This window comes from Pseudomonas sp. JS425, assembly GCF_018223845.1.
GTDB lineage: Bacteria > Pseudomonadota > Gammaproteobacteria > Pseudomonadales > Pseudomonadaceae > Aquipseudomonas > Aquipseudomonas asiatica.
On record NZ_CP073661.1, the window covers coordinates 619,485 to 639,470 of the forward strand.

The 19,986-nt window shown below is 58.4% G+C and carries 31 protein-coding genes; 30 read left to right on the top strand and 1 reads right to left on the bottom strand.

The window, feature by feature from the left end; genetic code table 11:
- The first annotated feature begins 8 nt into the window (after nucleotides 1-8).
- The 28 genes from rplD (at nucleotide 9) to bfr (ending at nucleotide 14,896) form a co-directional block, all read left to right on the top strand.
- The gene (gene rplD / locus KDB76_RS02715) at nucleotides 9-611 is read left to right on the top strand and encodes a 50S ribosomal protein L4 (RefSeq protein WP_008089819.1); all 603 of its coding nucleotides are present in this window, start codon (nucleotides 9-11) and stop codon (nucleotides 609-611) included.
- Entirely contained in the window at nucleotides 608-907 is a 300-nt protein-coding gene (gene rplW, locus KDB76_RS02720; protein WP_003255484.1) for a 50S ribosomal protein L23, read from the top strand. Before rplD ends, rplW begins: the two co-directional genes overlap by 4 nt.
- Nucleotides 908-921: 14 nt before the next feature.
- A complete protein-coding gene (rplB, locus tag KDB76_RS02725; protein ID WP_015268750.1) occupies nucleotides 922-1,746 on the top strand; it encodes a 50S ribosomal protein L2 in 825 nt (274 codons plus the stop codon).
- 16 nt (nucleotides 1,747-1,762) lie between these two features.
- Nucleotides 1,763-2,038 (top strand): 30S ribosomal protein S19, encoded by a 276-nt coding sequence (rpsS, locus tag KDB76_RS02730; protein ID WP_003255482.1) that lies wholly within the window; start codon nucleotides 1,763-1,765, stop codon nucleotides 2,036-2,038.
- An 11-nt stretch (nucleotides 2,039-2,049) separates the two neighbouring features.
- Nucleotides 2,050-2,382: a 50S ribosomal protein L22 gene (gene rplV / locus KDB76_RS02735; RefSeq protein WP_003103908.1), complete on the top strand. Its 333-nt coding sequence runs from the start codon at nucleotides 2,050-2,052 to the stop codon at nucleotides 2,380-2,382.
- 13 nt (nucleotides 2,383-2,395) lie between these two features.
- A complete protein-coding gene (rpsC, locus tag KDB76_RS02740; protein ID WP_003255481.1) occupies nucleotides 2,396-3,082 on the top strand; it encodes a 30S ribosomal protein S3 in 687 nt (228 codons plus the stop codon).
- 12 nt (nucleotides 3,083-3,094) lie between these two features.
- Nucleotides 3,095-3,508: a 50S ribosomal protein L16 gene (gene rplP / locus KDB76_RS02745; RefSeq protein ID WP_003255479.1), complete on the top strand. Its 414-nt coding sequence runs from the start codon at nucleotides 3,095-3,097 to the stop codon at nucleotides 3,506-3,508.
- On the top strand, nucleotides 3,508-3,699 hold the full coding sequence (gene rpmC, locus KDB76_RS02750) for a 50S ribosomal protein L29 (protein WP_002555481.1): 192 nt from the start codon (nucleotides 3,508-3,510) through the stop codon (nucleotides 3,697-3,699). The genes rplP and rpmC overlap by 1 nt, the downstream gene beginning before the upstream one ends.
- A gap of 2 nt (nucleotides 3,700-3,701) precedes the next feature.
- Entirely contained in the window at nucleotides 3,702-3,968 is a 267-nt protein-coding gene (gene rpsQ, locus KDB76_RS02755) for a 30S ribosomal protein S17 (RefSeq protein ID WP_003255478.1), read from the top strand.
- Between the two features lie 23 nt (nucleotides 3,969-3,991).
- The gene (gene rplN, locus KDB76_RS02760) at nucleotides 3,992-4,360 is read left to right on the top strand and encodes a 50S ribosomal protein L14 (protein ID WP_002555479.1); all 369 of its coding nucleotides are present in this window, start codon (nucleotides 3,992-3,994) and stop codon (nucleotides 4,358-4,360) included.
- An 11-nt stretch (nucleotides 4,361-4,371) separates the two neighbouring features.
- Nucleotides 4,372-4,686 carry a 50S ribosomal protein L24 gene (gene rplX / locus KDB76_RS02765; RefSeq protein WP_013970637.1) on the top strand — a complete coding sequence of 105 codons (315 nt, stop codon included), beginning with the start codon at nucleotides 4,372-4,374 and terminating at the stop codon, nucleotides 4,684-4,686.
- Nucleotides 4,687-4,706: 20 nt separating this feature from the next.
- Entirely contained in the window at nucleotides 4,707-5,246 is a 540-nt protein-coding gene (gene rplE / locus KDB76_RS02770; protein ID WP_003257095.1) for a 50S ribosomal protein L5, read from the top strand.
- 13 nt (nucleotides 5,247-5,259) lie between these two features.
- A complete protein-coding gene (gene rpsN / locus KDB76_RS02775; protein ID WP_013970638.1) occupies nucleotides 5,260-5,565 on the top strand; it encodes a 30S ribosomal protein S14 in 306 nt (101 codons plus the stop codon).
- A gap of 209 nt (nucleotides 5,566-5,774) precedes the next feature.
- Nucleotides 5,775-6,167 carry a 30S ribosomal protein S8 gene (rpsH, locus tag KDB76_RS02780; protein WP_009681971.1) on the top strand — a complete coding sequence of 131 codons (393 nt, stop codon included), beginning with the start codon at nucleotides 5,775-5,777 and terminating at the stop codon, nucleotides 6,165-6,167.
- A gap of 12 nt (nucleotides 6,168-6,179) precedes the next feature.
- Nucleotides 6,180-6,713: a 50S ribosomal protein L6 gene (rplF, locus tag KDB76_RS02785; RefSeq protein ID WP_009681972.1), complete on the top strand. Its 534-nt coding sequence runs from the start codon at nucleotides 6,180-6,182 to the stop codon at nucleotides 6,711-6,713.
- Between the two features lie 10 nt (nucleotides 6,714-6,723).
- Complete coding sequence (gene rplR / locus KDB76_RS02790) at nucleotides 6,724-7,074, top strand: 50S ribosomal protein L18 (RefSeq protein WP_009397496.1); 351 nt, start codon at nucleotides 6,724-6,726, stop codon at nucleotides 7,072-7,074.
- A 3-nt stretch (nucleotides 7,075-7,077) separates the two neighbouring features.
- Nucleotides 7,078-7,578, top strand: a complete 501-nt coding sequence (rpsE, locus tag KDB76_RS02795) for a 30S ribosomal protein S5 (protein WP_003255465.1) — start codon at nucleotides 7,078-7,080, stop codon at nucleotides 7,576-7,578.
- A gap of 2 nt (nucleotides 7,579-7,580) precedes the next feature.
- On the top strand, nucleotides 7,581-7,757 hold the full coding sequence (rpmD, locus tag KDB76_RS02800) for a 50S ribosomal protein L30 (RefSeq protein ID WP_003255463.1): 177 nt from the start codon (nucleotides 7,581-7,583) through the stop codon (nucleotides 7,755-7,757).
- A 3-nt stretch (nucleotides 7,758-7,760) separates the two neighbouring features.
- Nucleotides 7,761-8,195 carry a 50S ribosomal protein L15 gene (gene rplO / locus KDB76_RS02805; protein WP_003257107.1) on the top strand — a complete coding sequence of 145 codons (435 nt, stop codon included), beginning with the start codon at nucleotides 7,761-7,763 and terminating at the stop codon, nucleotides 8,193-8,195.
- Complete coding sequence (secY, locus tag KDB76_RS02810) at nucleotides 8,196-9,527, top strand: preprotein translocase subunit SecY (protein WP_003257108.1); 1,332 nt, start codon at nucleotides 8,196-8,198, stop codon at nucleotides 9,525-9,527.
- Between the two features lie 28 nt (nucleotides 9,528-9,555).
- Nucleotides 9,556-9,672 (top strand): 50S ribosomal protein L36, encoded by a 117-nt coding sequence (gene rpmJ, locus KDB76_RS02815; protein ID WP_002555468.1) that lies wholly within the window; start codon nucleotides 9,556-9,558, stop codon nucleotides 9,670-9,672.
- A gap of 131 nt (nucleotides 9,673-9,803) precedes the next feature.
- Entirely contained in the window at nucleotides 9,804-10,160 is a 357-nt protein-coding gene (gene rpsM / locus KDB76_RS02820) for a 30S ribosomal protein S13 (protein WP_003257112.1), read from the top strand.
- A gap of 18 nt (nucleotides 10,161-10,178) precedes the next feature.
- Nucleotides 10,179-10,568, top strand: a complete 390-nt coding sequence (gene rpsK, locus KDB76_RS02825) for a 30S ribosomal protein S11 (RefSeq protein WP_003255454.1) — start codon at nucleotides 10,179-10,181, stop codon at nucleotides 10,566-10,568.
- Between the two features lie 15 nt (nucleotides 10,569-10,583).
- Nucleotides 10,584-11,204: a 30S ribosomal protein S4 gene (gene rpsD, locus KDB76_RS02830; protein ID WP_003257114.1), complete on the top strand. Its 621-nt coding sequence runs from the start codon at nucleotides 10,584-10,586 to the stop codon at nucleotides 11,202-11,204.
- Nucleotides 11,205-11,226: 22 nt separating this feature from the next.
- The gene (rpoA, locus tag KDB76_RS02835; RefSeq protein WP_003255452.1) at nucleotides 11,227-12,228 is read left to right on the top strand and encodes a DNA-directed RNA polymerase subunit alpha; all 1,002 of its coding nucleotides are present in this window, start codon (nucleotides 11,227-11,229) and stop codon (nucleotides 12,226-12,228) included.
- A 42-nt stretch (nucleotides 12,229-12,270) separates the two neighbouring features.
- The gene (gene rplQ, locus KDB76_RS02840) at nucleotides 12,271-12,657 is read left to right on the top strand and encodes a 50S ribosomal protein L17 (RefSeq protein ID WP_003255451.1); all 387 of its coding nucleotides are present in this window, start codon (nucleotides 12,271-12,273) and stop codon (nucleotides 12,655-12,657) included.
- Nucleotides 12,658-12,828: 171 nt separating this feature from the next.
- Nucleotides 12,829-14,268 carry a catalase gene (locus KDB76_RS02845; RefSeq protein WP_013970641.1) on the top strand — a complete coding sequence of 480 codons (1,440 nt, stop codon included), beginning with the start codon at nucleotides 12,829-12,831 and terminating at the stop codon, nucleotides 14,266-14,268.
- Between the two features lie 163 nt (nucleotides 14,269-14,431).
- Nucleotides 14,432-14,896, top strand: coding sequence for a bacterioferritin (bfr, locus tag KDB76_RS02850; RefSeq protein WP_003257116.1), 465 nt, complete (start codon nucleotides 14,432-14,434; stop codon nucleotides 14,894-14,896).
- Nucleotides 14,897-15,012: 116 nt separating this feature from the next.
- Here bfr and uvrA read toward each other — a convergent pair whose 3' ends face one another.
- Nucleotides 15,013-17,847, bottom strand: a complete 2,835-nt coding sequence (uvrA, locus tag KDB76_RS02855) for an excinuclease ABC subunit UvrA (RefSeq protein ID WP_013970642.1) — start codon at nucleotides 17,845-17,847, stop codon at nucleotides 15,013-15,015.
- Nucleotides 17,848-17,976: 129 nt separating this feature from the next.
- On the opposite strand from uvrA, the gene KDB76_RS02860 reads away from it, so the two are divergent.
- The gene (locus KDB76_RS02860) at nucleotides 17,977-19,371 is read left to right on the top strand and encodes an MFS transporter (RefSeq protein ID WP_015268752.1); all 1,395 of its coding nucleotides are present in this window, start codon (nucleotides 17,977-17,979) and stop codon (nucleotides 19,369-19,371) included.
- A 9-nt stretch (nucleotides 19,372-19,380) separates the two neighbouring features.
- Complete coding sequence (locus KDB76_RS02865) at nucleotides 19,381-19,923, top strand: single-stranded DNA-binding protein (protein ID WP_013970644.1); 543 nt, start codon at nucleotides 19,381-19,383, stop codon at nucleotides 19,921-19,923.
- The last annotated feature ends 63 nt before the right edge of the window (nucleotides 19,924-19,986 follow it).

Genomic DNA, 19,986 nt, shown 5'->3' on the forward strand with positions numbered 1-19,986 from the left:
AAACTGACATGCAACTCAATGTAAATGACGCTCAGGCGATCGAAGTTTCCGAACTGACTTTCGGTGGCGAATTCAACGAGACGCTGGTACACCAAGCAGTCGTGGCCTACATGGCCGGCGGCCGTCAGGGCACCAAGCAGCAGAAGACCCGTTCCGACGTGGCTGGTGGCGGTAAGCGCCCATGGCGTCAGAAGGGTACTGGCCGTGCTCGTGCTGGTACCACTCGTGGTCCGATCTGGCGTGGCGGTGGTGTAACCTTCGCAGCTCGCCCTCAAGATCACTCGCAGAAGCTCAACAAGAAGATGTACCGCGCAGCCCTGCGCTCCATCCTCGCTGAGCTGGTGCGTAGCGACCGTCTGGTCGTGGTTCAGGACTTCGCTGTTGAAGCACCGAAAACCAAAGATCTGCTGAACAAGCTGAACGGCATGGGTCTGAACGACGTACTGATCGTTTCCGACGCTGTTGATCAGAACCTGTACCTGGCTGCTCGCAACCTGCCGCACGTCGATGTACGTGACGTGCAAGGTTCCGACCCGGTCAGTCTGATCGCATACGAGAAAGTGTTGATCACTGTCTCGGCCGTGAAGAAATTCGAGGAGCTGCTGGGATGAACCAGGAACGCGTATTCAAAGTCCTCCTTGGCCCGCACGTTTCCGAGAAGGCTACCGTTCTGGCTGAGAAAAAAGGCCAGTTCGTATTCAAGGTTGCTACCGATGCAACCAAGCTGGAAATCAAGAAAGCTGTCGAAGGCCTGTTCAACGTAAAAGTTGAAAACGTGTCGACTGTTAACGTTCTGGGTAAAACCAAGCGTACCGCACGTGGTCTGGGCAAGCGTAATGACTGGAAGAAGGCGATCGTCTCCCTTCAGCCAGGCCAAGATCTCGATTTCAGCAGCAGTGCTGAGTAAGGAAGGGGTGCATCATGGCAATCGTTAAATGCAAACCGACTTCCCCTGGCCGCCGTTTCGTGGTCAAGGTGGTCAACCAGGAGCTGCACAAAGGCGCTCCTCACGCACCGCTGATCGAGAAAAAATCGAAGTCTGGTGGTCGTAACAACAATGGCCGCATCACCACTCGTCACGTTGGTGGTGGTCATAAGCAGCATTACCGTCTGGTCGACTTCCGTCGCAACGACAAAGATGGCATTCCAGCCACTGTCGAGCGTATCGAATACGACCCGAACCGTACTGCTCACATCGCCCTGCTGTGCTACGCAGACGGTGAGCGTCGCTACATCATCGCCCCTAAAGGCGTGAGCGCTGGCGACCAGCTGATCGCAGGTGCCCTGGCCCCAATCAAGGCCGGTAACTCCCTGCAGCTGCGCAATATCCCAGTAGGTAGCACCATTCACGGCATCGAACTGAAGCCGGGTAAAGGTGCTCAGATCGCTCGTTCCGCTGGTGCTTCGGCTCAGCTGATCGCTCGTGAAGGCGTCTACGTGACTCTGCGTCTGCGTTCCGGTGAGATGCGTAAAGTACTGGCTGAGTGCCGTGCGACCCTGGGCGAAGTCTCGAACTCCGAGCACAGCCTGCGTTCGCTGGGTAAAGCTGGTGCCAAACGCTGGCGCGGCGTTCGCCCAACCGTTCGTGGTGTTGCCATGAACCCGGTTGACCACCCACATGGTGGTGGTGAAGGTCGTACCTCCGGTGGTCGTCATCCGGTATCGCCATGGGGCTTCCCAACCAAGGGTGCGAAGACCCGTGGTAATAAGCGTACCGACAACATGATCGTCCGTCGTCGCAAGTAACTAGAGGGATACGACAGTGCCACGTTCTCTGAAAAAAGGTCCTTTTATCGATCTTCACCTGCTGAAGAAGGTCGAAGTGGCGGTGGAGAAGAACGATCGCAAGCCAGTTAAAACCTGGTCGCGCCGTTCGATGATCCTGCCACAAATGGTCGGTCTGACCATCGCGGTACACAACGGTCGTCAACATGTCCCAGTTCTGGTGAACGAAGACATGGTCGGCCACAAACTGGGCGAGTTCGCCGGTACCCGCACCTATCGCGGGCACGTGGCTGACAAGAAAGCCAAGCGTTAAGGGGTAAGGAAATGGAAGTAGCCGCTAAGTTGTCGGGCGCTCGCATCTCCGCCCAGAAAGCCCGCTTGGTCGCCGACCAGATCCGCGGGAAGAAGGTGGGCGAAGCGCTCAACCTGTTGGCCTTCAGCAGCAAAAAAGCCGCTGAAATCATGAAGAAAGTCCTCGAGTCGGCCGTTGCCAACGCCGAACACAACGAAGGCGCAGACGTTGATGACCTGAAGGTCTCCACCGTCTTCGTCAACGAAGGGCGTTCGCTGAAGCGCATCATGCCACGTGCCAAAGGCCGTGCTGATCGCATCGTCAAGCGGTCTTGCCATATCACTGTCAAGGTTGCGGACAAGTAACGGAGTCGATCAGATGGGTCAGAAAGTACATCCCACTGGCATTCGCCTGGGAATCGTCAAGGAGCACACCTCCGTCTGGTACGCAGACGGTGCTACTTACGCAGATTACCTGTTGAAGGATCTGAAAACGCGTGAGTACCTCCAGGACAAACTAAAAAGCGCGTCCGTAAGCCGTATCGATATTCATCGTCCGGCTCAAACTGCACGCATCACCATCCACACCGCTCGTCCCGGTATCGTTATCGGTAAGAAAGGTGAAGATGTCGAGAAGCTGCGTCAGGACCTGACCAAGCAGATGGGTGTGCCTGTGCACATCAACATCGAAGAGATCCGCAAGCCGGAACTCGACGCTATGCTGGTTGCGCAGAGCGTAGCTCAGCAGCTGGAACGCCGCGTAATGTTCCGTCGCGCCATGAAGCGCGCCGTACAGAACGCCATGCGTATTGGTGCCAAGGGCATCAAGATCCAGGTGAGCGGTCGTCTCGGCGGTGCTGAGATTGCTCGTACCGAGTGGTATCGCGAAGGTCGTGTGCCTCTGCACACCCTGCGTGCCGATATCGACTACAACACCTACGAAGCTCACACCACTTACGGTGTGATCGGTGTGAAGGTTTGGATCTTCAAAGGCGAAGTTATTGGTGGTCGCCAAGAAGAGCTGAAACCACAAGCACCAGCGCCTCGTAAAAAAGCTGCTAAGTAAGGGGTACGCCAAATGTTGCAACCAAAGCGTACAAAATTCCGCAAGCAGATGACTGGCCACAACCGTGGTCTGGCACTGCGCGGTAGCAAAGTCAGCTTCGGCGAATTCGCCCTGAAAGCTGTTGCTCGCGGTCGCCTCACCGCTCGCCAGATCGAGTCCGCACGTCGTGCGCTGACCCGTCACGTAAAACGTGGCGGTAAGATCTGGATCCGTGTGTTCCCGGACAAGCCGATCTCCAAGAAGCCTCTCGAGGTTCGTATGGGTAAAGGTAAGGGTTCCGTGGAATACTGGGTTGCCCAGATTCAGCCAGGCAAAGTCCTGTATGAAATCGAGGGTGTTTCTGAAGAGCTGGCGCGCGAAGCTTTCGCCCTGGCTGCTGCAAAGCTGCCTCTCGCCACCTCCTTTGTTAAGCGGACGGTGATGTGATGAAAGCGAATGAACTTCGTGAAAAATCGGCACAGCAACTGAATGAGCAACTGCTCGGCTTGCTGCGCGACCAGTTCAATCTGCGTATGCAGAAAGCAACTGGCCAGTTGGGGCAGTCGCACCTGCTCTCGCAAGTTAAGCGTGACATCGCTCGCGTGAAAACTGTGCTCAACCAGCAGGCAGGTAAGTGATCATGGCTGAAGCTGAAAAAACCGTCCGTACGCTGACTGGCCGTGTCGTCAGCGACAAAATGGACAAGACCATCACCGTTCTGATCGAGCGTCGCGTAAAGCACCCGATCTACGGTAAATACGTTAAGCGTTCGACTAAGCTGCACGCGCACGACGAAGCCAACCAGTGCAAGATCGGCGACAAGGTTTCCATCCGTGAAACCCGTCCGCTGGCCAAGACCAAGTCCTGGGCACTGGTTGAAGTCCTCGAACGCGCTGTTGAAGTCTAAGGGCTAGGGGTCGGAGAAATTTTATGATTCAGACTCAATCCATGCTCGATGTGGCCGATAACAGCGGCGCTCGTCGCGTCATGTGCATCAAGGTACTCGGCGGTTCGCACCGCCGTTACGCCGGCATCGGTGACATCATCAAAGTAACCGTCAAGGAAGCAATTCCGCGCGGTAAGGTCAAGAAAGGCCAAGTGATGACTGCTGTTGTCGTGCGCACCCGTCACGGTGTTCGTCGCGCTGACGGTTCCATCATTCGTTTCGACGGCAACGCTGCTGTTCTGCTGAACAACAAGCAAGAGCCGATCGGCACTCGCATCTTCGGGCCAGTGACCCGTGAACTTCGTACTGAGAAGTTCATGAAGATCGTCTCGCTCGCCCCTGAAGTGCTGTAAGGAGATCCGACATGCAAAAGATTCGTCGTGACGACGAGATCATCGTGATCGCCGGCAAAGACAAAGGTAAGCGCGGTAAGGTGCTGAAGGTTCTGGCTGACAACCGTCTGGTTGTTGGTGGTGTGAACCTGGTCAAGCGTCATACCAAGCCTAACCCGATGGCGGGCGTACAGGGCGGTATCGTCGAAAAAGAAGCGCCTCTGCACGCTTCCAACGTTGCCATCTTCAACGGCGAAACCAACAAGGCTGACCGCGTTGGTTTCAAAGTAGAAGACGGTAAAAAAATTCGTGTCTTCAAGTCGACCCAAAAAGCGGTTGATGCTTGAACACTGCTAGGTAGAAGACCATGGCACGACTGAAAGAGATTTACCGGAACGAAATCGCTCCTAAGCTTAAGGAAGAACTTAAGCTGTCGAACGTGATGGAAGTTCCGCGCGTTACCAAGATCACCCTGAACATGGGTCTGGGCGAAGCGATCGGCGACAAGAAAGTCATCGAGCACGCTGTTGCCGACCTGGAAAAGATCACCGGTCAAAAGCCGGTAGTGACTTTCGCTCGTAAATCCATCGCGGGCTTCAAAGTCCGTGAAGGCTGGCCGATCGGTGTCAAGGTGACCCTGCGTCGCGACAAGATGTACGAATTCCTGGACCGCCTGCTGGCGATCTCCCTGCCTCGGGTTCGCGACTTCCGCGGCCTGAATGCCAAGTCCTTCGATGGCCGTGGCAACTACAGCATGGGCGTGAAAGAGCAGATCATCTTCCCGGAAATCGACTACGACAAGATCGATGCTCTGCGCGGTTTGGACATCACCCTGACCACCACTGCTCGTTCGGACGACGAAGGCCGCGCTCTGCTGCGTGCTTTCAAGTTCCCGTTCCGCAACTGATTGGAGTAGGAAAATGGCCAAGAAGAGCATGAAAAACCGCGAGCTGAAGCGTCAGCTCACGGTAGCCAAGTACGCCAAGAAGCGTGCCGAGCTGAAAGCGACCATCGTCAACCTGAACGCCTCTCCTGAAGAGCGTTTCGCTGCCGTTGTCGCCCTGCAGAAGCAGCCACGTGATGCCAGCGCTTCGCGTCTGCGCAACCGTTGCCGCCTGACCGGTCGTCCTCACGGTGTATACCGTAAGTTCGGCCTGGGCCGTAACATGCTGCGTCAAGCTGCAATGCGCGGTGACGTACCAGGTCTGGTCAAGGCCTCCTGGTAATCGCTGCAGGCTGGATCCCGGCGGAAGGGGAGCAATCTTCCGACCGCCGGTGACCTCGCCAACAAACAAGCCCCTATATGGGGCTTGTTTCGTTTCTACCTTGTGTCTAGAATGACCGGCTCACCTGAGCCTGGGTTTTTTGCCCTGTCCGCTCGGGTGGTTGTGATAGCCGCAAGGCTAATAATTCTTGTATCAGGAGCATCTAGCCCATGAGTATGCAGGACCCGTTAGCGGACATGCTAACTCGCATCCGTAATGCCCAGATGGCTGAAAAGTCCGTCGTAAGCATGCCTTCCTCCACCCTGAAGGTCGCGGTTGCCAAAGTTCTGAAAGACGAAGGTTACATCGCCGGCTACCAGGTAACTGGTGAGGCCAAGCCTTCCCTGTCGATCGAACTGAAGTACTTCGAAGGCCGTCCGGTCATCGAGGAACTGAAGCGCTCCAGCCGTCCAGGCCTGCGCCAGTACAAGTCCGTCGCAGAACTGCCGAAAGTACGTGGCGGTCTGGGCGTGTCTATCGTCTCCACCAACAAAGGTGTGATGACTGATCGCGCTGCGCGCGCTGCCGGTGTCGGCGGCGAAGTTCTGTGCACAGTGTTCTAAGGGGAGATAGGCATGTCTCGCGTCGCTAAGAACCCCGTTAAGCTGCCAGCAGGCGTCGAAGTCAAATTCGCCGGCCAGCAGCTTTCGGTGAAGGGTGCCAAAGGCACTCTCGAACTGAACGTTCACTCGTCTGTTGAAGTTACCGAAGAGTCTGGCGAGCTGCGTTTCGTCGCTCGTAACGGTGACCAGCAAGCTCGCGCCATGGCCGGTACCACCCGCGCTCTGGTGAACAACATGGTCCAGGGCGTAAGCCAAGGCTTCGAGCGCAAGCTCCAGCTGGTCGGTGTTGGTTACAAGGCACAGGCCAAGGGCACCGTCCTGAACCTGGCCCTGGGCTTCTCGCACCCAGTGGACTACGAACTGCCAGCCGGTATCACCGCTGAAACCCCAAGCCAGACCGACATCCTGATCAAGGGTATCGACAAGCAGCTGGTGGGTCAGGTGGCCGCTGAAATCCGCGACTTCCGTCCGCCAGAGCCTTACAAAGGCAAGGGTGTGCGTTACGCGGACGAAGTAGTCCGTCGTAAAGAAGCCAAGAAGAAGTAGGGCCTAGCAAATGACCGACAAAAAAGTTACTCGACTGCGTCGCGCTCGCAAAGCACGTCTCAAGATGCACGAACTCGAAGTCGTGCGCCTGTGCGTGTTCCGCTCCTCGCAGCACATCTACGCCCAGGTCATTTCGGCCGACGGCAGCAAGGTTCTGGCAAGCGCCTCGACCTTGGACAAAGAACTGCGTGATGGCGCCACTGGCAACATCGACGCGGCCACTAAGGTTGGCAAGCTGGTAGCTGAGCGTGCGAAAGCCGCCGGTGTATCTCAAGTTGCCTTTGACCGTTCCGGCTTCAAGTACCATGGCCGCGTCAAAGCGCTGGCCGATGCTGCTCGTGAAGGCGGGCTGGAGTTCTAAGTTATGGCAAATAACGATCAAAAGCGCGACGAAGGCTACATCGAGAAGCTGGTTCAAGTTAACCGCGTTGCCAAAACCGTAAAAGGCGGCCGTATCTTCACCTTCACCGCGCTGACCGTGGTAGGTGATGGTAAAGGCCGTGTTGGCTTCGGCCGTGGCAAATCGCGCGAAGTACCTGCCGCGATCCAGAAAGCCATGGAAGCTGCTCGCCGCAACATGATCCAGGTTGACCTGAAGGGCACCACCCTGCAGTACGCCACCAAGGCTGCCCACGGCGCCTCGAAGGTTTACATGCAGCCTGCCTCGGAAGGTACCGGTATCATCGCCGGTGGCGCAATGCGTGCTGTCCTGGAAGTTGCTGGTGTTCAGAACGTTCTGGCCAAGTGCTACGGTTCGACCAACCCAGTGAACGTGGTTTACGCCACCTTCAAGGGTCTGAAAGCCATGCAATCTCCTGAATCCATTGCTGCCAAGCGCGGCAAGAGCGTCGAGGAGATCTTCTGATCATGGCAACCGTAAAAGTAACGCTGATCAAGAGCGTCTCGGGCCGTCTGCCTAACCACAAGCTGTGCGTTAAGGGCCTGGGTCTGCGTCGCATCGGTCACACTGTAGAAGTCCAGGATACTCCCGAAAACCGCGGGATGATCAACAAGGCTTACTACATGCTGAAGGTCGAGGGTTAATCGATGAAACTCAATGATCTGAGTCCAGCGCCGGGTTCCCGTCGCGAGAAGCATCGTCCAGGTCGTGGTATCGGTAGCGGTCTGGGTAAGACCGGCGGCCGTGGCCACAAAGGTCAGACTTCCCGTTCGGGTGGTTCGATCGCTCCTGGCTTCGAAGGCGGTCAACAGCCGCTGCACCGTCGTCTGCCGAAGTTCGGCTTCGTTTCCCTGAAAGCCATGGATCGCGCCGAAGTGCGTCTGTCCGAGCTGGCCAAGGTGGAAGGCGACGTGATCTCCGTGCAATCCCTGAAGGATGCCAACGTGATCGGCCAGAACGTACAGCGCGTGAAAATCATGCTGTCTGGCGAAGTCACTCGCGCAGTCACCATCAAGGGTATCGCAGCCACCAAGGGTGCGCGTGCGGCTATCGAAGCAGCTGGCGGCAAGTTCGAGGAATAAATGGCTAAGCAAGGTGCTCTCTCTTCGCTCGGTAAGGGCGGGATGTCGGAACTCTGGGCTCGTCTGCGCTTTCTGTTCATGGCGATCATCGTCTATCGGATAGGTGCGCATATCCCGGTTCCTGGCATCAATCCAGACCGTCTGGCGGATCTGTTTCGGCAGAATGAGGGGACCATTCTTAGCTTGTTCAACATGTTTTCCGGTGGCGCGCTTGAGCGCATGAGCATCTTTGCACTGGGGATCATGCCGTACATCTCGGCATCGATCATCATGCAGCTGATGACGGCGGTCAGCCCGCAACTGGAACAGTTGAAGAAGGAAGGTGAAGCTGGCCGTCGCAAGATCAGCCAGTACACCCGCTACGGCACCGTTATCCTGGCACTGGTTCAAGCCATTGGCATGTCCATTGGCCTGGCCAACCAGGGCGTGGCGTTTTCTGTAGGCCTGGGCTTCCATGTCGTTGCCGTCTCCACCTTCGTGGCAGGCGCGATGTTCATGATGTGGCTGGGCGAGCAGATCACCGAGCGCGGTGTGGGCAACGGTATCTCGATGTTGATCTTCGCGGGTATCGTTGCCGGTCTTCCGAGAGCAATCGGGCAGTCTTTCGAGTCTGCGCGCACAGGCGATATCAACATTTTCGCCCTGGTCGCTATCGGTTTGCTGGCAGTAGCGATTATCGGTTTTGTGGTGTTCATTGAGCGTGGTCAGCGTCGTATCGCCGTTCACTACGCCAAGCGTCAGCAGGGCCGCAAGGTCTTCGCTGCGCAGACCAGCCACTTGCCGCTGAAGGTGAACATGGCGGGGGTTATCCCGGCCATTTTCGCGAGCAGCATTCTGCTGTTCCCGGCTTCGCTGGGTGCCTGGTTCGGTCAGTCCGAAGGTATGGGCTGGCTGCAGGACATCTCGCAGTCGATCGCTCCTGGTCAGCCGTTGAACATTCTGCTGTTTAGTGCAGGGATCATTTTCTTCTGCTTCTTCTACACAGCGCTGATGTTCAACCCGAAAGACGTAGCGGAAAACCTGAAGAAGTCCGGTGCCTTTATTCCGGGTATCCGTCCTGGTGAGCAGTCGGCACGCTACATTGATGGCGTTCTGACCCGTCTGACCATGTTCGGTGCTCTTTACATGATGGCCGTCTGCCTTCTGCCCCAGTTCCTGGTGGTGGCAGCAAATGTGCCGTTCTACCTTGGCGGGACCTCGTTGCTGATTGTGGTAGTGGTTGTGATGGACTTCATGTCCCAAGTACAATCGCACCTCGTTTCGCACCAGTACGAATCCCTGATGAAGAAAGCCAACCTGAAAGGCTACGGTGGCAGCGGTCTGCTGCGCTGATACGCCCCTAAGGTTCGAGGAGTCGGTAATGAAAGTTCGTGCATCGGTGAAAAAGCTGTGCCGTAACTGCAAGATCATCCGTCGCGAAGGCGTCGTACGAGTGATCTGCAGCGCGGAACCGCGTCACAAACAGCGCCAAGGCTGAGTGTGATCTGCGCTTCAAACCCAGCAGCTAGTGTGCTGCTGGGTTGATTATTCGTTTCTACAGCGATATTATCTCGCGCCCTATTTCTTGGCTTCCGGGGCGTAGGTAGCTGTCAATTGGAGTCCCACTGAATGGCCCGTATTGCAGGCGTCAACATTCCAGATAACAAGCATGCTGTTATCTCGCTGACCTACATCTATGGTGTCGGTCGCACTACTGCACAGAAGATCTGTGCAGACGCTGGTGTAAACCCAGCCGCTAAGATCAAGGATCTGAGCGACGAGCAAATCGAAACCCTGCGTGGCGAAGTCGCGAAGTTCACCACCGAAGGTGACCTGCGTCGTGACATCAACATGAAGATCAAGCGCTTGATGGACCTGGGTTGCTATCGCGGCCTGCGTCATCGTAAAGGTCTGCCGGTTCGCGGTCAGCGCACCAAGACCAACGCACGCACCCGTAAGGGCCCGCGTAAGCCGATCCGCAAGTAATCGCCCAGGAATATAGACATGGCAAAACCTGCTGCTCGTCCTCGTAAGAAAGTCAAAAAGACAGTGGTTGATGGCATCGCCCACATCCATGCCTCTTTCAACAACACCATCGTGACCATCACCGACCGTCAGGGCAACGCTTTGTCCTGGGCGACCTCCGGTGGTTCGGGTTTCCGTGGTTCGCGCAAATCCACCCCGTTCGCAGCCCAGATCGCTGCTGAGCGTGCTGGTCAAGCTGCGCTGGAATACGGTCTGAAGAACCTCGACGTAAACGTCAAGGGTCCAGGTCCAGGTCGTGAGTCCGCCGTTCGTGCACTGAACAGCTGCGGCTACAAGATCGCCAGCATCACCGACGTGACGCCAATCCCGCACAACGGGTGCCGTCCGCCGAAGAAGCGTCGCGTGTAATCAGGAGACAGATAAATGGCACGTTACATTGGTCCAAAATGCAAACTGTCTCGTCGTGAAGGCACTGACCTGTTCCTGAAGAGCGGCGTTCGCGCTCTGGAATCGAAGTGCAACATCGAAGCAGCCCCAGGTATCCACGGCCAGCGCCGTGGCCGTCAGTCCGACTACGGTACCCAGCTGCGCGAGAAGCAAAAAGTTCGTCGTATCTACGGTGTTCTGGAGCGTCAGTTCCGCGGTTACTACCAGGCTGCAGCCTCGAAAAAAGGCGCAACCGGTGAGAACCTGCTGCAACTGCTCGAGTGCCGTCTGGATAACGTCGTCTACCGTATGGGCTTCGGCTCGACTCGTTCCGAGTCCCGTCAGCTGGTTTCGCACAAAGCGATCAGCGTCAACGGTAAGACTGTAAACATTCCATCCTACCAAGTTCGTCCGGGTGACGTGGTCGCGGTTCGCGAGAAGTCGCTGAACCAGCTGCGCATTGTTCAAGCCCTTGAACTGTGCGCCCAGCGTGGCCGCGTTGAGTGGGTTGACGTGGATGCTGCTAAAAAGTCGGGCGTTTTCAAGAACGTTCCTGCTCGCAGCGACCTGTCTGCCGACATCAACGAGAACCTGATTGTCGAGCTCTACTCCAAGTAAGGGCTAGAAAATAGGTGCATCCATGCAGATTTCGGTAAATGAGTTCCTGACTCCCCGCCACATTGATGTGCAGGTAGTCAGTCCGACCCGCGCCAAGATTACGCTCGAGCCTCTCGAGCGTGGTTTCGGCCATACCCTGGGCAACGCGCTGCGCCGCATCCTGTTGTCCTCCATGCCTGGCTGTGCAGTAGTCGAGGCCGAGATCGACGGCGTACTCCACGAGTACTCCGCGATCGAAGGTGTTCAGGAAGACGTCATTGAAATCCTGTTGAACCTGAAAGGCCTGGCTATCAAACTGCACGGTCGTGACGAAGTTACGCTGACCTTGTCGAAAAAGGGTTCGGGGGTGGTTACCGCTGCCGATATTCAGCTGGATCACGATGTCGAGATCGTCAACCCCGATCACGTAATCGCGAACCTGGCGTCGAACGGCGCCCTGAACATGAAGCTCACTGTAGCTCGTGGTCGTGGTTACGAGCCGGCCGACTCCCGTCAAACCGACGAAGACGAAAGCCGTAGCATTGGCCGTCTGCAGTTGGACGCTTCGTTCAGCCCGGTGCGTCGTATCGCCTATGTGGTCGAGAACGCCCGTGTTGAACAGCGTACCAACCTGGACAAGCTGGTCATTGATCTGGAAACCAACGGCACCCTGGATCCTGAAGAGGCTATCCGCCGCGCTGCGACCATCCTGCAACAGCAGCTGGCCGCGTTCGTCGACCTCAAAGGTGACAGCGAGCCTGTCGTAGTCGAGCAGGAAGACGAGATCGATCCGATCCTGCTGCGTCCGGTTGACGACCTGGAACTGACTGTACGTTCGGCCAACTGCCTCAAGGCGGAGAACATCTACTACATCGGCGACCTGATTCAGCGTACCGAAGTAGAGCTGTTGAAGACTCCTAACCTGGGCAAGAAGTCCCTGACTGAAATCAAGGACGTCCTGGCCTCTCGTGGTCTGTCTCTCGGCATGCGCCTCGACAACTGGCCGCCTGCAAGTCTTAAGAAAGACGACAAGGCGACCGCCTGATCGTCGTAATCACCGAACGTAGTGTTTGGTAAGGAATGAATCATGCGTCATCGTAAAAGTGGACGTCACCTGAGCCGTACCAGCTCTCACCGCAAGGCTATGTTCCAGAACATGGCAGTGTCGCTGATCGAGCACGAGCTAATCAAAACCACCCTGCCGAAAGCCAAGGAACTGCGCCGCGTTGCCGAGCCGCTGATCACCCTGGCCAAGGAAGACAGCGTAGCTAACCGCCGTCTGGCCTTCGATCGTACCCGTTCGAAGTCCGCTGTTGGCAAGCTGTTCAACGACCTGGGCAAGCGTTACGCCACCCGTCAGGGCGGCTACCTGCGCATCCTGAAGTGCGGTTTCCGCGCTGGCGACAACGCTCCTATGGCGTACGTCGAGCTGGTTGATCGTCCGGTCGGCGGTGCTGTAGAAGCTGCTGAGTAAGACGTTCTGTCTGCTACAAAGAACCGGGCCTAGTGCCCGGTTTTTTGTTTTAAGATGTATTGTTTATTCCTATTGATTCAAGTCATGTAATGCATTTGTTCTTGTAACCTTGCTCGTCAATACTCTCCCAGAGCCGATTAGCCGGCGCTTGAAGACCGATAAGGAGAGCCCATGAGCAAGATTCTCACCACCGCCAGCGGTGCACCTGTAGCAGACAACCAGAATTCCCGTTCCGCCGGCCCGCGCGGCCCGCTGCTGCTCGATGACTTCCACCTGATCGAGAAGCTCGCCCACTTCAACCGCGAGAACATTCCTGAGCGCCGCGTACACGCAAAAGGCTCGGGCGCCTACGGCACCTTTACCGTCACCCGCGATATCACCGATTACACCAGTGCCAAGTTGTTTGAACAGGTTGGCAAGCAGACCGAAACCTTCCTGCGCTTCTCCACCGTTGGTGGTGAGCGTGGCTCCGCTGATACCGAGCGCGATCCCCGTGGTTTTGCCGTCAAGTTCTACACCGAGGAAGGCAATTGGGACATCGTCGGCAACAACACGCCGGTGTTCTTCATCCGCGACCCACTGAAGTTTCCGGACTTTATCCACACCCAGAAGCGTCACCCACAATCCAACCTGAAGAACGCTCAGATGATGTGGGACTTCTGGTCACACTCTCCCGAGGCGCTGCATCAGGTCACCATTCTGTTCTCCGATCGCGGCATTCCGGACGGCTACCGCCACATGCACGGCTTCGGTAGCCATACCTACAGCCTGATCAATGCCAAGGGTGAACGCACCTGGGTCAAATGGCACTTCAAGACCCAGCAAGGCATCAAGAACCTCGCACCGGCAGATGCTGCGCGCCTGGCAGGTACTGACCCAGACTACGCCCAGCGCGACCTGTTCGAAGCCATCGAGCGGGGCGATTACCCACGCTGGACCGTATGCATCCAGGTGATGAGCGAAGCCGAGGCTGCCAGCCGCGACGAAAACCCCTTCGACGTTACCAAGACCTGGTCGCAGAAGGACTACCCGCTGATTGAAGTGGGCGTGCTGGAGCTCAACCGTAACCCGCTCAACTACTTTGCCGAGGTCGAGCAGGCTGCGTTTGGCCCGAGCAACATGGTGCCGGGTGTTGGCCTGTCGCCGGACCGCATGCTGCAAGGGCGGGTATTCGCCTACGCCGACGCGCATCGCTACCGGGTGGGTACCAACCACCAGCAGCTGCCGGTGAACGCACCACGCTGCCCGGTCAACAGCTACCAGCGTGATGGTTCCATGGCCGCTGGCAGTTACGGCAGCGCGCCGAACTATGAGCCCAACAGCTACAGCGATGCACCGAAGCAGTCACCAGGCCACGCCGAGCCTGCACTGGCCCTGAATGGTTCGGCAGATCGCTACGACCACCGCGAGGATACCGACTACTACAGCCACGCCGGCGCGCTGTTCCGCCTGATGAGCGATGAGCAGAAAGCCCTGCTGATAAACAACATAGCCGGCACCATGGCAGGCGTCAGCGAAGACGTGATCCAGCGTCAGCTGCAATACTTCTTCAAGGCCGATCCGGCCTACGGCGAAGGGGTTGCCAAGGCCTTGGGCGTCAATCTCGCCTAAGTCGAAGTGATAAGAAGAACCGCCCTCATTTGGGCGGTTTTTCAATGAATATCACTACTGTTTAACCGATTTTTTGCTTCTAATTGCGCGGTTTTCAGTGACCGCAGGCAAAAGCTGGTTCACACTGTGTGGCATAGACGTTTTCACATGGAGAAACAGGGCGATGCAAGGTCACCCGGACGTAATCAACTACCTCGTTACGCTGCTGAAGGGCGAACTGGCGGCTCGCGACCAGTACTTCATTCACTCGCGTATGTACGAAGACTGGGGCCTGTCCAAGCTCTACGAGCGCATCAACCACGAAATGGAAGAAGAGACGCAGCACGCCGATGCCCTGATGCGTCGCATCCTCATGCTCGAAGGCACCCCTGACATGCGCGCGGACGACCTGGAAGTGGGCAGCACCGTGCCGGAAATGATCGAGGCCGACCTCAAGCTCGAGTACAAGGTACGCGGCGCGCTGTGCAAAGGCATCGAACTGTGCGAATTGCACAAGGACTACATCAGCCGCGACATCCTGCGCGCTCAGTTGGCTGATACCGAAGAAGATCACACCTACTGGCTGGAGAAGCAGCAGGGGCTGATCAAGGCCATTGGCCTCGAGAATTACCTGCAGTCGCAGATGTAAAAGGCTGGGGCTGCTCTGCAGCCCTATCGCGACAAAAGGCCGCTCCCACAGGGAAATGCATTCCTCCTGTGGAGCGGCCTTTTGTCGCGAAAAGGGCAAAAAGCGCCCCCAAGGCCTTACGCCCGATCCCGCTCCAGCAACGGTTTCAGGTAGTGCCCGGTATACGACTGCTTCATCGTACTCAGTTCTTCCGGCGTACCGCAGGCAATGATCTGCCCGCCTTTCGAACCACCCTCCGGCCCCAGATCCACCAGCCAATCCGCGGTCTTGATCACATCCAGGTTGTGCTCGATCACCACCACGGTATTGCCGTGGTCGCGCAGGCGATGCAGGACGTCCAGCAACTGCTGAATATCGGCAAAGTGCAGGCCCGTGGTCGGCTCGTCGAGAATGTACAAGGTCTTGCCGGTATCACGCTTGGACAGCTCGCGCGACAGCTTCACTCGCTGTGCCTCACCGCCCGACAGCGTGGTCGCCGACTGGCCCAGCTTGATGTATGACAGCCCCACATCCATTAACGTCTGCAGCTTGCGCGCCAGCGCCGGCACTGCGTCGAAGAACTCGCGGGCATCCTCGATGGTCATTTCCAGCACCTCGTGGATGTTCTTGCCCTTGTACTTGATCTCCAGGGTTTCGCGGTTGTAGCGCTTGCTCTTGCACACGTCGCACGGCACATAGATATCCGGCAGGAAGTGCATCTCCACCTTGATCAGGCCATCGCCCTGGCAGGCCTCGCAACGGCCTCCCTTGACGTTGAACGAGAAACGCCCCGGACCATAGCCGCGCGAACGCGATTCCGGCACACCGGAGAACAGCTCGCGGATCGGCGTGAAGATGCCGGTGTAGGTCGCCGGGTTCGAGCGAGGGGTGCGGCCGATCGGGCTCTGGTCGATGTCCACTACCTTGTCCAGGTGCTGCAGGCCATCCATGCTGGCATGCGGCGCCGCTTCCAGGCTGCTTGAGCCATTCAGGGCGGTCGCGGCCAGTGGGAATAGGGTGTTGTTGATCAGTGTCGACTTGCCCGAACCGGACACCCCCGTCACGCAGGTCAGCAGGCCGATCGGGATTTCAAGGTCGACGTTTTGCAGGTTGTTGCCACGCGCGCCCTTGAGCTTGAGTTGCAGCTTCTTGTTGCGCGGCGTGCGCTTGGCCGGCACTACGATCTTCTTGCGCCCTGACAGGTACTTGCCGGTCAGCGAGTCGGGGTGCTCCATGACTTCCTGCGGCGACCCCTCGGCGACGATCTGACCGCCGTGCACGCCGGCCCCAGGGCCGATGTCCACCACGTAGTCAGCCAGGCGGATGGCGTCTTCGTCGTGTTCCACCACGATCACCGTGTTGCCCAGGTCGCGCAGGTGGTTGAGGGTGGCCAGCAGGCGGTCATTGTCACGTTGATGAAGGCCGATGGACGGCTCATCGAGGATGTACATCACTCCCACCAGGCCAGCACCGATCTGGCTGGCCAGGCGGATACGCTGCGCTTCGCCACCGGATAGGGTATCAGCGCTGCGGTCCAGGGTGAGATAGTCGAGACCGACGTTCACCAGGAACTGCAGGCGCTCGCAGATTTCCTTGAGGATCTTCGCCGCAATCTCGCCACGGCGTCCGGTCAGAGTCAGCTCGCCGAAGTAGTTGCTGGCTTCACCGATCGGCAGGTTGGTCACTGCCGGTAGCGTTTTTTCGCCCACCCACACATGCCTTGCCTCACGGCGCAGGCGGGTGCCGCGGCAATCGGGGCACGGCTGGGTGCCGAGGAACTTGGCCAGTTCTTCGCGCACGGTGGCCGACTCGGTCTCGCGGTAGCGACGCTCCAGGTTCGGCACGATGCCTTCGAACGGGTGCGAGCGCTTGACGATGTCGCCACGGTCGTTGAGGTACTTGAAGTCGACGCTCTGCTTGCCGCTGCCCTGCAGGATCACCTTCTGGTGCTCGGCCGAAAGCTGGCCGAATGGTTCCTCCAGGCTGAAGCCGTAATGCGCGGCCAGCGAGCCGAGCATCTGGAAGTAGTACACGTTGCGCCGGTCCCAGCCGCGGATCGCGCCTTCGGCCAAGGTGAGCTCGGCATTGACCAGGCGCTTGGTGTCGAAGAACTGCTTCACCCCCAGTCCATCGCAGGTCGGGCAGGCGCCGGCGGGGTTGTTGAAGGAGAACAGTTTCGGCTCCAGCTCGCTGATGGCATGGCCACAGACCGGGCAGGCGAAACGCGCGGAGAAGATCGTCTCCTCGCCTGGCTCGTCATCCATCGGCGCTACCAGGGCTATGCCGTCGGCCAGCTTGAGCGCGGTCTCGAACGACTCGGCCAGGCGCTGTTGCAGGTCGGCGCGGACCTTGAAACGGTCCACCACCACATCGATGCTGTGTTTTTTCTGCTTGTCCAGCTTGGGCAGTTCGTCGAGCTCGTAGAGCTTGCCGTTGACCCGGGCGCGCACAAAGCCCTGGGCCCGTAGCTCGTCGAATACCGCCAGGTGCTCGCCCTTGCGCTCGCGCACCACCGGCGCCAGCAGCATCAGCTTGCTGCCTTCCGGTCGCTCCAGCACCAGGTCGACCATCTGGCTGATCGTTTGCGCTTCCAGCGGGATATCGTGATCCGGGCAGCGTGGGGTACCCACGCGAGCGTACAGCAGGCGCAGATAGTCGTAGATTTCGGTGATGGTGCCGACCGTGGAGCGGGGGTTGTGCGAGGTCGACTTCTGCTCGATGGAAATGGCCGGCGACAGGCCTTCGATGGTGTCGACGTCGGGCTTTTCCATCATCGACAGGAACTGCCGGGCGTAGGCCGACAGCGATTCCACATAGCGGCGCTGGCCTTCGGCGTACAGGGTGTCGAACGCCAGGGACGACTTTCCGGAACCGGACAGGCCGGTGATCACGATCAGCTTGTCCCGGGGCAGGGTCAGGTCGATGTTCTTCAGGTTGTGGGTACGTGCCCCACGAATCAGGATCTTGTCCACTGCGGCCTCGCTCGGCGGGCATAAACAAGGAAGTATACGGCGCGCTGCCAGTACGCGGCAAAGCGTCGCGTAGATGCCGTCAAGCTGTCGGACTGATAGAATCGCCGCCGGTTCACACGAGGTTAATCCATGCACGACACCCACAACGAGCGCATGAGTGGCGGCGAAACCCGCGCCGCTGGCGGCCTGGCCCTGGTCTTTGCCTTTCGTATGCTGGGCATGTTCATGGTCTTGCCGGTGCTGGCTACCTACGGCATGGACCTGGCAGGTGCCACGCCTGCGCTGATCGGCCTGGCCATTGGTGCCTATGGCCTGACGCAGGCCGTATTGCAGATCCCGTTCGGGATGATTTCCGATCGCATCGGCCGCCGGCCGGTGATTTACCTGGGGCTGGTCATCTTTGCCCTGGGCAGTGTATTGGCGGCCCAGGCCGACTCCATCTGGGGAGTGATCGCCGGGCGTATCCTGCAGGGCGCCGGGGCGATTTCCGCTGCGGTCATGGCGCTGCTGTCCGACCTCACCCGCGAGCAGCACCGGACCAAGGCCATGGCCATGATCGGCATGAGCATCGGCCTGTCGTTTGCCGTCGCCATGGTCGTCGGCCCATTGCTGACTCGTGCCTTTGGCTTGTCAGGATTGTTCCTCGCCACGGCAGGACTTGCCCTGGTCGGCATCTTGCTGATCGCCTTTGTGGTGCCCAATACCCACAGCATCCTGCAGCACCGTGAGTCGGGTGTGGCGCGCCAGGCCATCGGCCCGACCCTGCGCCATCCGGACCTTCTGCGCCTGGATGTGGGCATCTTCATCCTCCACGCCATCCTCATGGCCAGCTTCGTCGCATTGCCACTGGCCTTTGTCGAGCGCGGCGGCCTGCCGAAGGAGCAGCACTGGTGGGTATACCTGACCGCGTTGTTCATCTCATTTTTTGCAATGGTCCCGTTCATCATCTATGGCGAAAAAAAGCGCAAGATGAAACGCGTGCTGGCCGGGGCGGTCAGTGTGTTGCTGCTGGTGGAGGTGTTCTTCTGGCAGTGGGCTGACGGTTTGCGCGGACTGGTGATCGGCACCGTGGTATTCTTTACTGCATTCAACCTGCTGGAGGCATCACTGCCTTCGCTGGTGAGCAAGGTGTCGCCTGCAGGTGGCAAGGGGACGGCAATGGGGGTCTACTCCACCAGCCAGTTCCTCGGTGCTGCCCTGGGAGGAATCCTCGGTGGCTGGTTGTTCCAGCACGGCGGGCTGAACATGGTGTTCCTCGGTTGTGCGGTACTGTGTGCCATCTGGTTGGTCGTCGCCTTGCGCATGAACGAGCCGCCCTATGTGACCAGCCTGCGCATGCCGCTGACGCCAGAGGCAGTCCGGGAAGCCGGCCTGACCGAGCGCCTGATGGCTGTACCGGGTGTGACCGACGCCGTCGTGGTGGCGGAAGAAGCCGCCATCTATATCAAACTGGATACGAAAATTTTGGACCGTACGACCCTCGAGCGCCTGGTGAACCCGGCCTCTTCGGCGTGCGAAGCCTAGGAGAACGTTATGGCCCGTGGGGTTAACAAAGTCATTCTGGTCGGCACCTGTGGCCAGGATCCCGAAGTCCGCTACCTGCCCAACGGTAACGCCGTGACCAACCTGAGCCTGGCTACCAGCGAGCAGTGGACCGACAAGCAGTCGGGCCAGAAGGTCGAGCGTACCGAGTGGCACCGTGTGTCGCTGTTCGGCAAGGTTGCCGAAATCGCCGGCGAATATCTGCGCAAAGGTTCGCAGTGCTACATCGAAGGCAAGCTGCAGACCCGCGAGTGGGAAAAAGACGGCATCAAGCGCTACACCACCGAGATCATCGTCGACATCAACGGCACCATGCAGCTGCTCGGCGGTCGTCCGCAGAACCAGCAGCAGGGCGGTGACCCGTACAACCAGGGTGGCGGCAACTACGGTGGCGGCCAGCCGCAGCAGTACAACCAGGCCCCACGCCAGCAGGCCCCGCGCCCGCAACAGGCTCCTCAGCGCCCGGCCCCGCAGCAGCCAGCCCCGCAGCCGGCGGCTGACTTCGACAGCTTCGATGACGATATTCCGTTCTGATCAGAACGGTTAGGCGTCTGGCAAAACCAGAAACCCAGGGCAGTTGCCCTGGGTTTTTTTATG

Coding starts and splice junctions, on each gene's coding strand:
- rplQ (WP_003255451.1), top strand. CDS start 12,271: ATGCGTCATCGTAAAAGTGGACGTCACCTGAGCCGTACCAGCTCTCAC.
- rpsE (WP_003255465.1), top strand. CDS start 7,078: ATGGCAAATAACGATCAAAAGCGCGACGAAGGCTACATCGAGAAGCTG.
- rplO (WP_003257107.1), top strand. CDS start 7,761: ATGAAACTCAATGATCTGAGTCCAGCGCCGGGTTCCCGTCGCGAGAAG.
- bfr (WP_003257116.1), top strand. CDS start 14,432: ATGCAAGGTCACCCGGACGTAATCAACTACCTCGTTACGCTGCTGAAG.
- KDB76_RS02860 (WP_015268752.1), top strand. CDS start 17,977: ATGCACGACACCCACAACGAGCGCATGAGTGGCGGCGAAACCCGCGCC.
- rplV (WP_003103908.1), top strand. CDS start 2,050: ATGGAAGTAGCCGCTAAGTTGTCGGGCGCTCGCATCTCCGCCCAGAAA.
- rpsQ (WP_003255478.1), top strand. CDS start 3,702: ATGGCTGAAGCTGAAAAAACCGTCCGTACGCTGACTGGCCGTGTCGTC.
- rpsH (WP_009681971.1), top strand. CDS start 5,775: ATGAGTATGCAGGACCCGTTAGCGGACATGCTAACTCGCATCCGTAAT.
- rpmJ (WP_002555468.1), top strand. CDS start 9,556: ATGAAAGTTCGTGCATCGGTGAAAAAGCTGTGCCGTAACTGCAAGATC.
- rpsC (WP_003255481.1), top strand. CDS start 2,396: ATGGGTCAGAAAGTACATCCCACTGGCATTCGCCTGGGAATCGTCAAG.
- rpsN (WP_013970638.1), top strand. CDS start 5,260: ATGGCCAAGAAGAGCATGAAAAACCGCGAGCTGAAGCGTCAGCTCACG.
- rplE (WP_003257095.1), top strand. CDS start 4,707: ATGGCACGACTGAAAGAGATTTACCGGAACGAAATCGCTCCTAAGCTT.
- rplD (WP_008089819.1), top strand. CDS start 9: ATGCAACTCAATGTAAATGACGCTCAGGCGATCGAAGTTTCCGAACTG.
- rplP (WP_003255479.1), top strand. CDS start 3,095: ATGTTGCAACCAAAGCGTACAAAATTCCGCAAGCAGATGACTGGCCAC.
- rpsM (WP_003257112.1), top strand. CDS start 9,804: ATGGCCCGTATTGCAGGCGTCAACATTCCAGATAACAAGCATGCTGTT.
- KDB76_RS02845 (WP_013970641.1), top strand. CDS start 12,829: ATGAGCAAGATTCTCACCACCGCCAGCGGTGCACCTGTAGCAGACAAC.
- secY (WP_003257108.1), top strand. CDS start 8,196: ATGGCTAAGCAAGGTGCTCTCTCTTCGCTCGGTAAGGGCGGGATGTCG.
- KDB76_RS02865 (WP_013970644.1), top strand. CDS start 19,381: ATGGCCCGTGGGGTTAACAAAGTCATTCTGGTCGGCACCTGTGGCCAG.
- rpmD (WP_003255463.1), top strand. CDS start 7,581: ATGGCAACCGTAAAAGTAACGCTGATCAAGAGCGTCTCGGGCCGTCTG.
- rpsD (WP_003257114.1), top strand. CDS start 10,584: ATGGCACGTTACATTGGTCCAAAATGCAAACTGTCTCGTCGTGAAGGC.
- rplX (WP_013970637.1), top strand. CDS start 4,372: ATGCAAAAGATTCGTCGTGACGACGAGATCATCGTGATCGCCGGCAAA.
- rplB (WP_015268750.1), top strand. CDS start 922: ATGGCAATCGTTAAATGCAAACCGACTTCCCCTGGCCGCCGTTTCGTG.
- rplN (WP_002555479.1), top strand. CDS start 3,992: ATGATTCAGACTCAATCCATGCTCGATGTGGCCGATAACAGCGGCGCT.
- rpoA (WP_003255452.1), top strand. CDS start 11,227: ATGCAGATTTCGGTAAATGAGTTCCTGACTCCCCGCCACATTGATGTG.
- rplW (WP_003255484.1), top strand. CDS start 608: ATGAACCAGGAACGCGTATTCAAAGTCCTCCTTGGCCCGCACGTTTCC.
- rplF (WP_009681972.1), top strand. CDS start 6,180: ATGTCTCGCGTCGCTAAGAACCCCGTTAAGCTGCCAGCAGGCGTCGAA.
- rpsK (WP_003255454.1), top strand. CDS start 10,179: ATGGCAAAACCTGCTGCTCGTCCTCGTAAGAAAGTCAAAAAGACAGTG.
- rpmC (WP_002555481.1), top strand. CDS start 3,508: ATGAAAGCGAATGAACTTCGTGAAAAATCGGCACAGCAACTGAATGAG.
- rplR (WP_009397496.1), top strand. CDS start 6,724: ATGACCGACAAAAAAGTTACTCGACTGCGTCGCGCTCGCAAAGCACGT.